General features: G+C 41.0%; 14 protein-coding genes. 3 read left to right on the forward strand and 11 right to left on the reverse strand.

Annotated elements, in window-relative coordinates; all coding sequences use genetic code 11:
• Nucleotides 1-29 precede the first annotated feature (29 nt).
• The 9 genes from CZ382_RS06455 to CZ382_RS06495 all read right to left on the reverse strand — a co-directional run bounded on the left by CZ382_RS06455 (nt 30) and on the right by CZ382_RS06495 (nt 9866).
• Nucleotides 30-1556, reverse strand: coding sequence for an FAD-dependent oxidoreductase (locus CZ382_RS06455; protein WP_088050384.1), 1527 nt, complete (start codon nt 1554-1556; stop codon nt 30-32).
• Nucleotides 1557-1674: 118 nt separating this feature from the next.
• A complete protein-coding gene (locus tag CZ382_RS06460) occupies nt 1675-2091 on the reverse strand; it encodes a hypothetical protein (RefSeq protein WP_088050385.1) in 417 nt (138 codons plus the stop codon).
• Between the two features lie 147 nt (nt 2092-2238).
• Nucleotides 2239-2940, reverse strand: a complete 702-nt coding sequence (gene narI / locus CZ382_RS06465; RefSeq protein ID WP_088050386.1) for a respiratory nitrate reductase subunit gamma — start codon at nt 2938-2940, stop codon at nt 2239-2241.
• A 16-nt stretch (nt 2941-2956) separates the two neighbouring features.
• The gene (gene narJ, locus CZ382_RS06470) at nt 2957-3559 is read right to left on the reverse strand and encodes a nitrate reductase molybdenum cofactor assembly chaperone (protein ID WP_088050387.1); all 603 of its coding nucleotides are present in this window, start codon (nt 3557-3559) and stop codon (nt 2957-2959) included.
• 3 nt (nt 3560-3562) lie between these two features.
• Nucleotides 3563-5059, reverse strand: a complete 1497-nt coding sequence (narH, locus tag CZ382_RS06475) for a nitrate reductase subunit beta (protein WP_088050388.1) — start codon at nt 5057-5059, stop codon at nt 3563-3565.
• A complete protein-coding gene (locus CZ382_RS06480) occupies nt 5049-8732 on the reverse strand; it encodes a nitrate reductase subunit alpha (protein WP_088050389.1) in 3684 nt (1227 codons plus the stop codon). Before CZ382_RS06480 ends, narH begins: the two co-directional genes overlap by 11 nt.
• Nucleotides 8713-9006: a hypothetical protein gene (locus CZ382_RS06485; protein WP_088050390.1), complete on the reverse strand. Its 294-nt coding sequence runs from the start codon at nt 9004-9006 to the stop codon at nt 8713-8715. Before CZ382_RS06485 ends, CZ382_RS06480 begins: the two co-directional genes overlap by 20 nt.
• Before the next feature lie 84 nt (nt 9007-9090).
• The gene (locus CZ382_RS06490; protein WP_088050391.1) at nt 9091-9408 is read right to left on the reverse strand and encodes a hypothetical protein; all 318 of its coding nucleotides are present in this window, start codon (nt 9406-9408) and stop codon (nt 9091-9093) included.
• 41 nt (nt 9409-9449) lie between these two features.
• Nucleotides 9450-9866, reverse strand: coding sequence for a hemerythrin domain-containing protein (locus CZ382_RS06495; RefSeq protein ID WP_088050392.1), 417 nt, complete (start codon nt 9864-9866; stop codon nt 9450-9452).
• Between the two features lie 427 nt (nt 9867-10293).
• Here CZ382_RS06495 and CZ382_RS06500 point away from each other — a divergent pair, with 427 nt between their 5' ends.
• Together CZ382_RS06500 and CZ382_RS06505 are read left to right on the forward strand one after the other, a co-directional pair.
• Entirely contained in the window at nt 10294-11421 is a 1128-nt protein-coding gene (locus CZ382_RS06500) for an RNA-guided endonuclease InsQ/TnpB family protein (protein ID WP_088050393.1), read from the forward strand.
• Nucleotides 11422-11628: 207 nt separating this feature from the next.
• Entirely contained in the window at nt 11629-11910 is a 282-nt protein-coding gene (locus CZ382_RS06505) for an acylphosphatase (RefSeq protein WP_088050394.1), read from the forward strand.
• A gap of 47 nt (nt 11911-11957) precedes the next feature.
• Here CZ382_RS06505 and CZ382_RS06510 read toward each other — a convergent pair whose 3' ends face one another.
• The gene (locus CZ382_RS06510) at nt 11958-12197 is read right to left on the reverse strand and encodes a DUF362 domain-containing protein (RefSeq protein ID WP_088050395.1); all 240 of its coding nucleotides are present in this window, start codon (nt 12195-12197) and stop codon (nt 11958-11960) included.
• A 176-nt stretch (nt 12198-12373) separates the two neighbouring features.
• Here CZ382_RS06510 and CZ382_RS06515 point away from each other — a divergent pair, with 176 nt between their 5' ends.
• A complete protein-coding gene (locus CZ382_RS06515) occupies nt 12374-13564 on the forward strand; it encodes a M14 family metallopeptidase (protein ID WP_088050396.1) in 1191 nt (396 codons plus the stop codon).
• Here CZ382_RS06515 and CZ382_RS06520 read toward each other — a convergent pair.
• A complete protein-coding gene (locus tag CZ382_RS06520) occupies nt 13559-14110 on the reverse strand; it encodes a histidine phosphatase family protein (protein ID WP_088050397.1) in 552 nt (183 codons plus the stop codon). The genes CZ382_RS06515 and CZ382_RS06520 overlap by 6 nt on opposite strands.
• Between the last annotated feature and the right edge of the window lie 154 nt (nt 14111-14264).

A 14264-nucleotide genomic window follows, 5' to 3' on the forward strand; every position in this document is an offset into this window, starting at 1 on the left:
AAAAGCAACCAGCAAGGTTGCTTTTTGTTTTAAAGCTCTACTTTATTTAACGGTTCTTTTGCAGGTCCTTCGACAACCTCGCCAGTATACGTATATCTTGACCCGTGGCATGGGCAGTCCCATGTTCGGTCGCCGGAATTCCAATGTACCTCACAGCCCATATGCTTGCATGTTGTATCGACAGCGTACAGTTTATTGTCCTTATCCTTATATACACCAGTGCGCAGGCCATTGACGCGGGTGATTGTTGCGTCATCTGGTGACAGATCCTTGATATTGTCATTGGTAAATTCCAACTTACCTTTGATTAAATGTTTGGCGACATCAGCATTGGCAGTGGTAAATTCACGAATGGCAGGGTCAGCCTGAAAGCGTGATGGTGTGTACAGATCTGCATAGGCGCTATCCTTTTGCATAATTTGATCACTAATCACTTTCGCGGCGATCGTTCCATTGGTCATGCCCCATTTACGAAATCCTGTAGCAACAAAAACAGATTGCTGTGCACCTGTTACTGGGCCGATGTACGGGACCTTGTCCAATGTTGTTAGATCTTGTGCTGACCAGCGATAGACAAATTCGGATATCCCAAAATGTGTCTCGGCATAATCCTGTAAAGCTTTATAATGATCCATTGTTGACTTTCCCTGGCCGGTTTTATGATTTTCGCCAACAATGAGCCATAAATCTTCGCCATTGACCGTTGCGCCCCGGACGGATCGTGTTGGCGACTCTGCGTTAATGTACATACCTCCAGGGAATTGTTTTGGTGTTTTAACAGCGATAATATAAGATCTTTCCGGGTACATCCGAGTTGGATAAAAGCCTTGACCATCATAAAACGGATAGTGTGACGCTTCTATCACATAACGGCATTTAATTCGGTGTTCATCCCTTGTGATAATCGCTGGATGTTTGGTATATTCCACATCAACAGCAGTTGTATTTTCATAAATTTCTGCACCGTTTTTAACCGCTTGCTCGACCAATACCTTTAAGTACTTCAAAGGATGAAATTGTGCCTGGTCCTTCATGATTAACGCCGATTTAATTGGCAGAGTTAACGGAATGGTATTCGTCAGTTCTCCAGGAATGTCAAGCTGATCATATGCCTTTTTTTCGGTCTCTAACTGTTGAAGATATGATTTGGCATTGGTAAAAACGTAGGCATCTTCTTTTTTAAAATCGCAGGAGATATCATGTTCGGTTATTGTTTCTTCGATCAATTGCTTCGCTTCCATACATGCTTTATAATACAAAGAAGCTTTGTTTTTACCGAAGTGTTCAATAAGTTCATTGTAGATAAGCCCGTGCTGTGCAGTGATTTTTGCTGTTGTATGACCGGTTGTTCCATTTAATATTACCCCTGCATCAATCAATACTACTTTAAGATTTTGCTTTGATAATAGATATGCTGCAGTTATTCCTACGATCCCCCCGCCAACGATCCCTACATCAGCATCAATCGATTCATCCAACTTAGGAAATGTTGGCAAGCTTACCGAATCCCGCCAATATGGTTCGGGGTATTGCGGCATCTTGATCTGTTCAGCCATCTCGTTTCGCTCCTTTAAAATACATTGTTGGATTTAGTTTTACCTTTTTGTCGCGAAATATCCAAAAAGCAACAGACAGTTCCATGAATTTTGAACCGTCTGTTGCGTATATACGTTATTAAGTTAGCAGCATATCCTCTTCACTATTACTATGGATTTTATTGATGATTAATAAGGATTGAAATTGATCAATAACTTCTTTTGTAACTTTTCTTTCGGCTAATTGCTTTTTTATGGTAGCTGTAATCATTCGTATTAAGTCATGATCCCGTGTCAGCATGTGAATTTCTTTTGCCATTTTCGGGTTTCCTTCGAGTATCTCCTGATAAAACCCATCCTCTTCTGCATCTGCGTGAGCGATAACCCTTGTTTCCCAGTGTTCTACAAGCGTCTTGGCCGCTTTTAAGCAATCATTGACTTTTTCGTCCCTCGCTAATCGTTCTACAAGCAATGTCAGATCCCTTGCTTCAACAAGAGCTCCTTCATGGATGGAATGATGCGATTCAAGTTTTCGCAGTGAAGGTCCAGTAGCCATGAAATATACCCCCTAATTCGATTTTACAACAATATTGTATCATGAATTTGTAGGAGAACTTGACTTCTGCAAGCGATTAAAAAAGGAGATTTTGTGAACAACGCTAAATAGAGAACCAGGAAACCCCCTTCTCATTCTATTTAATGATTAATCAGCTTGACGCCCGCTCTGATATCTTGCACGTGACCGGTATTGCTGTGGTGCCCGGCCGGGATAGGTTGCCGGCAGACTGTAAAAATGCACTAACCTTGTGAACGGTATGGATGCGAATAGCCCAAAAGCCAATAAGGTATGAACTTTAAACAAAACTGGTATTCCAGTCATAAGCAGGTAATCAGGACTAAGTGTAAATAAACTACGAAACCAGGGACCAATTGCTGATCGGTAATCAAATTCCTCAGGTGTTACATTCAGAAATAAAGTTATATACAATCCTATACCTGAAATAATCAGTAAAGCTATTACAGAATAAAAGTCAGCAAAAGTTGCATGAACCCGGACTGGATCAAAAACCACTTTTCTGATAAGCAAAATGATCAAACCAGCAACTAGCATAATCCCCGCGATTGAACCACCATAAACGGCACCAAGGTGGTACAGATGATTGGATACACCAATCATATTATAAAACCTCAGCGGGATAATAATTCCCATTATATGACCGATAAAGGCGAGGAGAATCCCGTAGTGAAAAAGAGGGGATCCCCACTTTAGCCATTTCTTTTCAAAGAATTCAGTCGATGGTGCAGCCCAGGTTAATTGTCGAAAAGCAAAACGGTACAAACTTCCAAATATCATGATGGTCAAACAGATATACGGATATACAACCCACCAAAAAATATCACTCATACTACCTTCTCCTTCGTCAATTGTACATTATTGGATATGGCAATTCCTCAAGGTCGGCCTCTTCCCGCTCAAATTCCAATTTTTCTATTTCCGCTTTCGTTGGTTCCGGGAAAATATATGCCATTAGAATTGCTAGTACATTGTAATAGGGATTGCTGGCAGGCAAGTGACCCATGATTCTATGAATGGCCACGGCAAGCCTTCTTACTAGCCGTTTATTTTCTTGGTTGTCTGGTGCTGCCGCCAGGAATTCAAACAACATAGGCATGTAATCGGCCAATTCATCATCCACCCGTTCAAAGCCTGCTTTATTGATGACCTTTTGCAATTTTATTAACGCTGCCCCCCGCTTATTACTGTCACCCAACTCATGTGCAGTTAAATAAAGTCCCTGATTGGCTTTCAAATCGAAGGTAGTGACATATAACTTTTGCAGCTCTGGCAATGAATAATGAAATATCGGTTTTAAAGCCATATCCAGTTCTTCTCTCAATCCAGCTAACGATATGTTTTCCTCCATGCACTCTTTAATATCTTCTGCCAGAGTGGAAAAATTATCATCGGGATACGTTAACAGCCGGGATGCAATCATTATAAGCGCACGTTCTTGTTGTTCCATTGATCAATCCCCTTTTCCAAATGGGTAGGTAACCATTCCCTCAGGTGGTGCAAGATCTTCAATACTGCATGCCCCTTGTTTATAGTAAAGATCGTCGTCCATTTCCCGTCGGCCGGTTGGAATAACAAACCGTTCATTATATTTAGAAACACCTAGAAGACGTGCCATATCCTCAATTTCTTCAGGTGTTATATTTGCTTCTTTTACCAATTTCGTTTGTCTGAATTCATCGATGCCGCCTACCGTTTTTCCACGCATATGAACCCGCATTGCTGTCAACTTGAGAAGAACTTTTCGAATAACATCTGTGTCACCCGCTGACAAAATGGACGCTAAGTACTCCATGGGAATGCGCATTTGATCGACAGCCGGAATATAGCCATCTGTATTTAATTCATCCTCATTTGTAATGTGATTCATGATCGGGCTTAATGGTGGTACATACCACACCATTGGCAGTGTCCGGTATTCTGGATGGAGTGGCAGGGCGATTTTCCACTTCATAGCCATTTTATAAACCGGAGAATTTTGTGCACCTTCAATCCACTCATCATTTATGCCAGCTTTTCTTGCTTCCTCGATTACTTCCGGATCAAATGGATCAAGGAAGACAGAAAGCTGTGCTTCATACAGGTCCTTTGGATCCTCTACCGATGCAGCTGCTTTTACTTTATCAGCATCATATAAAACGACACCGATATAGCGGATTTTGCCTACACATGTTTCAGAACAGATTGTTGGTAAACCAGCTTCTGTCCGCGGATAACAAAAATTGCATTTTTCCGCTTTATGCGTATTCCAGTTGTAATAAACTTTATGATATGGACATCCGCTCATACAGAAACGCCAGCCGCGGCATTCTTCCTGATCTACAAGGACAATGCCATCTTCATCGCGTTTGTATAGTGCACCTGATGGACATGAAGCTACACATGGCGGGTTCAGACAGTGTTCACAGATTCTTGGCAGATACATCATAAACGTTTTCTCATATTCCATCGAGATATGTTCCTGCAGTTTTTCAACAGATGGATCTTGCGAGACAACATCTGATCCTCCCGCTAAATCATCATCCCAATTAGGTCCCCATTCTGGTTTATCGATATACTTTCCCGTAATCATAGATTGAGGTCTTCCAACTGGCAGATTCTCTCTTTTCGGACTTTCAATCAGGTTTTGATAATCATATGTCCACGGTTCATAATAATCTTCCATGTTAGCCAGATCCGGGTTGTAAAAAATGTTTAGCAGTTTTGAAATCGGTCCACCTGCCTTGAGCTGCAGTTTTCCATTTTTTAATACCCAGCCGCCTTTATAATGATCGGAATCTTCCCAGCGTTTCGGATAACCTTGACCTGGACGGGTTTCGACGTTATTAAACCACATATATTCCGTACCCGGGCGGTTTGTCCAGGTGTTTTTACACGTTACAGAGCAGGTATGACAACCGATACATTTATCCAAGTGCATCACCATCGCAACTTGCGACTTAATTCTCAAGCCAATCAACCTCCTTCAGTTTTCTGATTACAGCAATCGTATCCCGTTGATGTCCGGTCGGACCATAGTAATTAAAGCCATAACTTAGCTGGGAATAGCCGCCAATCATATGGGTTGGTTTCAAAGTGACACGAGTTACACTATTGTGGGTTCCACCACGTTTTTTGTTTATCGATGTCGCCGGTACACCTAACGTACGATCCTGTGCATGATACATATAAATCATGCCCCTTGGGATTCGATATGTCAGTACAGCTCTTGCTGCAATAGCTCCATTACGGTTATATACCTCGACAAAATCGTTATCTTTAATGCCGATTGATTTTGCGTCCTCTTCATTCATCCAGAGTACCTGCCAGCCTCTGAATAAGGTCGACATGTTGGTGGTATCGGTAAACATCGTGTGAATACCCCATTTTTGGTGAGGGGTTAGATACCTTACCGTTAAGGATTGTCCATCCTCTTCTACGCCTTTTTCATTTTTAAGAAACGGGCCATAGTGTAATGGCGGCAAATATAAAGGCAGTCCTTCGCCGAAATCAAGCATCATTTCATGGTCAAGGTAAAAGCTTTGTCGTCCAGTAAGTGTACGCCAAGGAATATTGTATTCGGTATTTACGGTAAACGGCGAATAGCGTCGATTATCCTTCTCCATGCCGCTCCAAACCGGTGTTGAAATCGCAGTTCGCGGCTGAGCTGTTAAGGCATCCAGTGTATAGTCTTCTTCTTCACGTGCTTTGGAAATTTCCTCAAGTTTTTGTCCAGTCTTGGCCTCTAATGATTTCCAACCAGCAACGGCACGTTTTCCATTGCTTGCACCGGACATTAACAGGATGGCATTAATTGCCTGTTTATCTGTATATAAGTCCGGGTGGCCTTTCCCAATGCCATCCCGTTTGGACTTCCCAAGCCTTGATCCTAGTTCTTGATAAACATCTTCACCAGGAATCTTTACCCCTTTTCCGCCGTATCCCTTTTTAATTTCTTCTCCAATTGTCGACCATTTTTGATAAATATTAGGATAATCCCGCTTAACAATTTTCATGCTCGGTATTGTTTTCCCCGGGATTGCTTCTACTTCACCTTTCCGCCAGTCTTTGATTTTGCCAAAGACTTGTGCTACCTCTCCTTCTGAATCATGTGCCAATGGTGATATAACTAAATCCTCTGTAGCTGGCAGATGTTTTTCAGCAAGCTCTGAGAACACCTTACTGATTTCACGGAATGTATTCCAATCACTCTTTGCCTCCCACGGCGGATTAATTGCTGCATTAAACGGATGAATAAATGGGTGCATATCTGTACTGCTTATATCAAATTTTTCATACCAGGTTGCAGTTGGCAGGACAATGTCGGAAAATAATCCAGAACTGGTCATCCGGAAATCAACGCTTACTAATAGGTCTGCTTTTCCGGTTGGCACTTCATCACCATATGTCTTTACATCAGAAGGCTGCCAGGAATTTTCCGGTTCAGCTAAAACCTGATTATCGCCACCCACGAGATGCTTGACAAAAAATTCGTGTCCCTTTCCACTATCGCCTAGCAAATTAGAGCGCCAATTAAAGAAGACCCTTGGGAAATTATGGGGATGATCAGGGTTTTCGATTGCCCATTCGAGCTTATCACCCTTAAGTTGTTTCACAACATCGTCAATAATTTCCTGCTCTGTTTCGGCCCCTCTTTCCCGGCTATCTTTTACGATGTCAATTGAATTCTGTGTGAATTGCGGATATGAAGGCAACCAGCCAAGTCGTGCAGCAAGTGCGTTCATATCAGCGGGATGCATCACATTATATTTACTTTTCCATGGTGCTCCCTCCTGGTTCAGCTTTGTTTCATAGCGATATTGATCCGTATGAAAATAAAAATAGGATGTAGCATTTTGCAGCCGCTGCGGTTTTTGCCAGTCATTTGCAAATGCAACCTGCTGCCATCCTTCCTGCGGGCGCACTTTTTCCTGACCAACATAATGAGCCCAGCCCCCGCCATTCACCCCCTGTGAACCAGTTAACAGTACGAGATTAAGGATAGCCCGGTAAATTTGATCACTGTGGTACCAGTGATTTGTACCACCGCCCATCGCAATCATTGATTTTCCTTTTGTTCGTTCAGCATTATCAGCAAACTCTTTCGCAACCTTAATAACATGATTTTTGTGGACACCGGTAATACTCTCTTGCCACGCAGGTGTATATGGCTTCAGATCGTCATAATCGGACGGATAGTCACCAGGCAAATTACGATTTACCCCGGTATGCGCCATCATTAAATCATAGACAGTTGTTACCTTTATTGTATTTCCGTTTTTATCTTGAAAATGTTTAACCGGAACACCTCGTTCAACAACATTCCCGGTTTCTTCCGCAAAATATGGAAAGTTCACCAATACGGTTTCATCCGATTGATCAATAAAACTTAAAGCAGGGTCAATCCATGTTCCATCTTCCCGTTTTAACTTCAGATTCCACTTGCTGCCTTTGTCCCAGCGGAATCCTTGACTACCATTCGGGACTTCCCATTGTTTCGTTGTTGTATCCCAGACAACGGTCTTCCATTCAGCAAGATCATGGCTATCATTGAGATCAGACGCTCTTAGGAATCGTCCACTACGATATTCGCCATCTTTTTCATCGATGGTTACTAAAAATGGCAGGTCCGTGTATTTCTTTACGTAGGAAGTAAAATATGGTGTGTCCTTATTCACGTAAAATTCTTTTAAAATGACATGGGTCATTGCCATTGCCAGCGCACCGTCCGTACCCGCTTTTGCCGGTAGCCAAATATCGGCGAATTTTTCGTATTCTGCGTAATCTGGACTTACACCAACAACCTTTGTCCCATTGTATCTGGCCTCAACCATAAAGTGGGCATCAGGGGTACGGGTTTGTGGCAAGTTTGTTCCCCAAATGATAAAGTACTTGGAGTTGTACCAATCCGCGCTTTCCGGAACATCGGTTTGCTCCCCCCAAACCTGAGGGGATGCTGGCGGCAAGTCTGCATACCAATCATAAAAGCTCAAAATGGTACCACCGATTAAGGACAGAAAACGGGTGCCAGCAGCATAGCTTACCATTGACATCGCCGGGATCGGGCTGAATCCGGCAATCCGATCCGGACCATAATTTTTAATCGTATGTATCGAGGAGCTAGCTATAATCTCGCACATTTCCCGCCATGTAGCCCGGACAAAACCACCCTTACCACGTGCATTGACGTATTGTGCCCGTTTGTCCGGGTCGCTTACGATAATTTCCCAAGCCTCTACGGGATCACGCCCGTTCTCTCGTTCCTGTTTCCAAAGCTCATACAAATCGCTGCGGATATACGGGTATTTCACTCTAATTGGACTGTATGTATACCAGGAAAAACTGGCGCCTCTAGGACATCCGCGTGGTTCGTACTCTGGAAAATCATCACCAGTGCTCGGGTAGTCTGTTTGCTGGGTTTCTGATGTAATAATTCCGTCCTTTACATAAATCTTCCAGCTGCACGAGCCCGTACAGTTGACACCGTGTGTAGACCGAACAACTTTATCATGCTGCCAGCGTCTGCGATACATATCTTCCCAGGCACGCGGGCGCGGGCTTTCTTCCGTCCATTCCTTATTAATTCGCTCTCCTTGTTTTATATGCATTAACGAGTCAAGCAGCTTATTTTTTGTTTTTTTCAACCAAACCACCCTCTTTATTTAGTGAATTCATCGGATTAAAGCGTTCACCTAAAATTTTAAATGAGCCTGTGCCTTCCTTCATTTCCTCAAGAAAAATTTTCAGCTCAGGGGCATTAGCTGCAACTAATATCAATCGCTCCAGTGTGTTCATATCATTGATTTTATAGATTCCATCTATAACCCCTGCCGGAAGATTACCAAACCGCATTCGGAGTACGGCAATTAAATCTTCGCGATCCTGAACAAAATTTGCATCCTCTTCAAACGAAAACATCCTCGTTCTTCCTTTCTGTATGGGCTTGCGCAAAGGAAACATCCTTTTGCTCTGCAGCTCTTTTTGTGTTTATGAACAATTCGTTTACATTTTCATCATTTTAAAATAATCAGCAATCATCGCTTCTTTAATTTTCTCAGCGCTATCTTTAATAAAATCGGTAATACCTGTATTTAATTGATTTATATCGTCCACGGTAAAGTGTTGCGACAATGCATGTGAAAATCCTTCACCAAAACGTAAAATAATATGATATCCTGCATCACCTTCTCGCAGTGTTGCTTGAATATCGTATGGTTGAATGTGCATATCTTCCAATTTGGAAACGATATGGTGATATAGTCCAGGGAATACGATGCGCAACGACCGTTCTTTCACCTGACTTTTATTCCCGGTTTCCATCGAGCTCACCTCCAAAAATGTGATGTTTAACCGGTGGCTAATTAGTGATTGGGTAAAATTTTCTCCTCCGCCTGATTATGAAGCTGATCAACTAATATTAATGCCTGGAATCGCTGAACGATAGTATCATTAATAATTCCTTCATCTAGCATAACCTTGATTTCTTTTACGAGGAGCCGTAACAGATCATGGTCACGTGTCAGCCCTATAATAGATTCCTTTAATGATGGTGTGGTCTCGACAAGTTCTTTATACAACCCTTCCTCTTCGGAATCCGCATGGCGCAATGTTCTGGTTTCCCAGTGTTCAAGTGTGACTAATGCGACTTCAAGTGCTTTATCAAATTGCTCATCCCTGATCAAATGATCAAGTATTCCGGTTAACTCTGCTGCTTCGTGTAATGCAGCTTCATGAATAGCCGCATGACTATCCACATGTTTTAATGCGGGACCTGACATAATCCTTCTCTCCTCACTAATAATAGTAAAAAAACGACCATTACCGATAAAGAATAACAATAAGAATAATCTAATAAACCATAGTATTGATAACTTTAAGAATAACATGGATAATATTGCATAACAATAGATAGTCAAATTAGTGTGACAACTATCACGTTATTACTTTTTCGACATAACATGTGTTAGATTTTATTATGAGTGTGCCCAAAATGAAAACTTTTTATCTCCTGAATAGCAAATATACCTTGAAAATGTTCTGGATTGTTATGTTTTAATTTTTGACTGCCTTCCGAAAGAAGTCTCCCTCTTCAAGCCTGTTACTGGCAATCCCTAAAGGCTAAGGGGTGATGAATTTCGGTTTGCTTTCGTAAAATGCTTGTAAACCCCAAACGCATGATCCATAATAGAGTTGGGAGGTGCATTCATGTTACTGAATCAAAAATATGAAATTTTCCCTTTACCTGAACAAATAGAAATACTGGAGACCTGGCTTTCCTATTGTCGGCTAACATACAACTCTGCACTTCTCGACAAACAACGTAAATACAGACAATCGAAGGAATCGTATAGTCGTTTTGACATGCAAAAGCAACTGAAACAAGACAAGCAAGAATGGGAATTCCTAAAAGAAATACCATCACAAGCCTTACAAGAAGTGTTCCGCCGCCTAGACCATGCATTTACCAAATTCTTTCGAAAAGAAACGAACTACCCTAAACTAAAAAAACACAAGGATTACAACAGCATGACCTTCCCACAATTTGGCTTCAAACCGAATACACATCATCGCTATGCAGCATCTTTTACAGAAAACGGCAAGTTACAACTATCCAAGCTCGGGCAAATTCCTATTCACTTACATCGACCAATGGAAGGCACAATCAAACAACTCATCATCAAGCGACAAGGCAGTCGCTGGTATGCTATTTTCAGTGTCGAAGGACAAGCATACCCGGCTCCAATCAATCGTGATCTTGCAGTTGGTATTGATGTAGGTCTGCATAAATACGCAGTTCTGTCCGATGGAAAAAGCTATGAAAACCCTACATTTATTCGTAAAACAGAAAAGAAACTTAAAAGAGCGCAGGCAAAACTTTCTAAAATGAAACGCGGATCGGCAAATTATGCGAAACAAGTGAGCAAAGTCCATTTGTTTTATGAAAAGGTAGCGAATCAGCGAAGAGATTTTTTACATAAATTAAGCTACCATTTGGCGAAAGACTATTCGATCATTGCCGTAGAGGATCTCGAAATCCGTCATATGGTAAAAAATAAACGTTTGTCAAAATCCATTTCCGATGCAGGGTGGGGCATGTTTCGAAACATGCTCTCCTATAAATGTGAACGAAATGGAAGTATCTTGCTAAAAGTCGATCCAGCATTCACGTCACAGGATTGTTCTACATGCGGAACACGAGTAAAGAAATCTCTTTCTATTCGTACGCATATTTGTAAAGGATGTGGAACAATCCTGGATCGTGACCACAATGCAAGTCTTAATATATTGCGTAAAGGAATGGAACAGCTGGATCAGATGGTAGTCATCGACTAAATGAGAACACGAAAAACTGTAGGGCAAGGTTGTGTCCGAACAGTCTAAACAAAGCCTGTGGAGACAATGTAAGACGTCTTAGGAATCCCCTAAGATGCAATGGTCTGTGAAACAGGAAGCCCTACCTTCAAGCATTCCGAAAGGATGATAAGGTGGGGTCATTCACTGTAAGGTAAAATAACATATAGGAATAGATTATTTAAGGGGATGTCTTGGTTGCAAGCACATATTATTGTTAGTGGACGTGTACAAGGTGTAGGATTCCGTTACGCGGCACGCCAAGCGGCATTGGAGCATAATTTGGTTGGTTGGGTACAAAATAAAGCGGACGGTACTGTTGAATTGGAAATTGCCGGAAAGGAAACAGATGTCAATCGTTTTCTGGCAAAACTTAAATCCGGCTTTAACCGCTTTATTCGTGTAGATGACCTGCAGGTAGAAACGTCTCAGTCTGCCACAAATGATTTTGATGGGTTTACGATTAGATAACATTTTATTAAAAAAAGCCGCTACATAAAAGTAGTGGCTTTTATTCCTTATCGGTCTTCATAAAATTGCCGGTTTAACGCGATATATTCATTTTCTTCCTCTGGTACCTCATCCTCCATGTATATTGCTTCAACCGGACATACCGCTTCACATGCTCCACAGTCAATACAGATATCAGGGTCAATATAAAACATATCTTTACCTTCTTCTATACAATCAACGGGGCATACTTCTACACACTCCCCTGATTTTTCATTTTTACAAGGTGATGTAATGACAAAAGCCAAGCAAGTCCCCTCCCTTCACTCGTTCCGAATATATGTACAAATCATCTTAATTAAAATTTGTATATTAATATACTACCTAACAACCTTGCTTCTTTCAAGGTATACGTAAAAAAATTCATGTTTTGCTTCAGGCAATCATATTGTGTAGTAACCGTTTTTTGAGGAGTGGAAGCAAAATGGAAGTAACCGTTCGGAATAAAGATTCACTTTGGTATTTTAGCCAGTTATTTGATATACCGTTCGTACTCATTGAAAAATCAAATCCGAAACTAGATGCAAAGCAACTAAATGCTGGACAAACCATTCAGATTCCAGGTTACATTTTAAGCGAATACATCATAAATAAAGAGGATACATTATGGAAGATTGCTATCCGCCACAATATTCCAATGGATGCCCTGACTCTCGTAAATCCATTCGTTAACCACTATAGTATACAAGCAGGGCAGCAAATTTTCATACCGGAACGGGTAAATGATCTTATTGTAACGGATGTTGATCATTATACGTATGAAGAAATGATAAAAGCGATTAATCAGCTCATCAAAGTTTATCCCTTTATCACCGCTCAATCAATTGGCCAATCAGTAATGGGAAAAGATTTAATTGAGCTGCAAATTGGCATGGGAGACAAGCACGTCCATGTGAATGGATCATTCCATGCAAATGAATGGATAACATCAGCCGTTATCATGAATTTTTTGAATCAGTACGCGTTATCGCTTACAAATAATCAGTCTATCAATGGAATCTATCTGCTTTCACTGTACATTGATTCAAGTTTATCCATTGTGCCGATGGTTAATCCGGATGGAGTAAATCTTGTGTTAAATGGGTTGGATGCAGCAGGTTCTTTTCATGATGAAGTACAAATACTAAATCATCCAGAGGAAGACTTTTCAAACTGGAAAGCAAATATTAGGGGAGTCGATTTAAATAAACAATATCCGGCATTATGGGAAAAAGAAGCGAACCGAAAAACGAAATCACCTGGACCGAGAGACTATCCAGGACAGCAGCCGTTGTCAGAACCGGAAGCTATTGCAATGGCTGATTTAGCTAAAACAGAAAATTTCTCACGGGTACTTGCTTTTCATACACAGGGAAAGGAAATATATTGGGGGTTTAAAAATTTTGAACCGTCTATTTCGGCGATTATGGTGGAAGAATTTGCTCGTGTAAGCGGATATGCTGCAATTCAAAACCTGGATAATTATGCAGGCTTTAAAGACTGGTTTATCCAGGAATTTGGAAGGCCTGGTTTTACAATTGAATTAGGGAGCGGGGTTAACCCGCTGCCGATTAAACAATTTCCTGCTATCTATCAGGAGAGCCTGGCGATTCTGCTTGCAAGTCTCTACTTATAGATCCCACAAACATTCAATCTTTTTCAAACCATTATCAAGGGTTATAACAAACACATCCGGATTCCTTAGCCTTTTCCAATGGTCGAATCCAAACGTGTTATCGTAATACTTTAAGAGTAATGTAATCAAGTTTCCATGACTGACAATAATAATATTCGATAACGCATTATTAGAATAGAGGCTTTCCAAAACAGAATTAGCACGGCGTATACAATCGTTTCCTGATTCTCCGCCAGGTAAAGCAAAGTCAAGATCGATAAATGATTGTTCCAACACATCCAGCCAATCATCAATTGGTTCTTCACTTAATATTCGTTCCCTTAAGTTTTCGTTCACTTCAATCCGGGAATTGATCTGTTCTGCATATGGTTTGATGCTCTCAATTGCACGTAAATAAGGACTTGAAATAATTTTATCAAATTCAATGTTTTGTCTTGCAAAAAAGGTTGAAAGCTGGCGAGCTTGTCTTATCCCTTCCTTGGTTAATGGCGAATCCTTATGTTGCCCAACAGCTGAACAATGACGAACCAAAAATATTTTTTTCAATACAATTCAGTCCCTTGTATGGCATATGATGTTGCAGCTTAGCTTTGTGAAAAACAAAATATGGAATAATTAAAAATATAAATCAATTATAGCATTCATGCTAAAGATAGAAAAGGTTTTTATCTCAATCCTTGACAAAAAGTTACATGATTAT

This window comes from Virgibacillus dakarensis (assembly GCF_900155625.1).
Lineage (GTDB): Bacteria > Bacillota > Bacilli > Bacillales > Amphibacillaceae > Lentibacillus_C > Lentibacillus_C populi.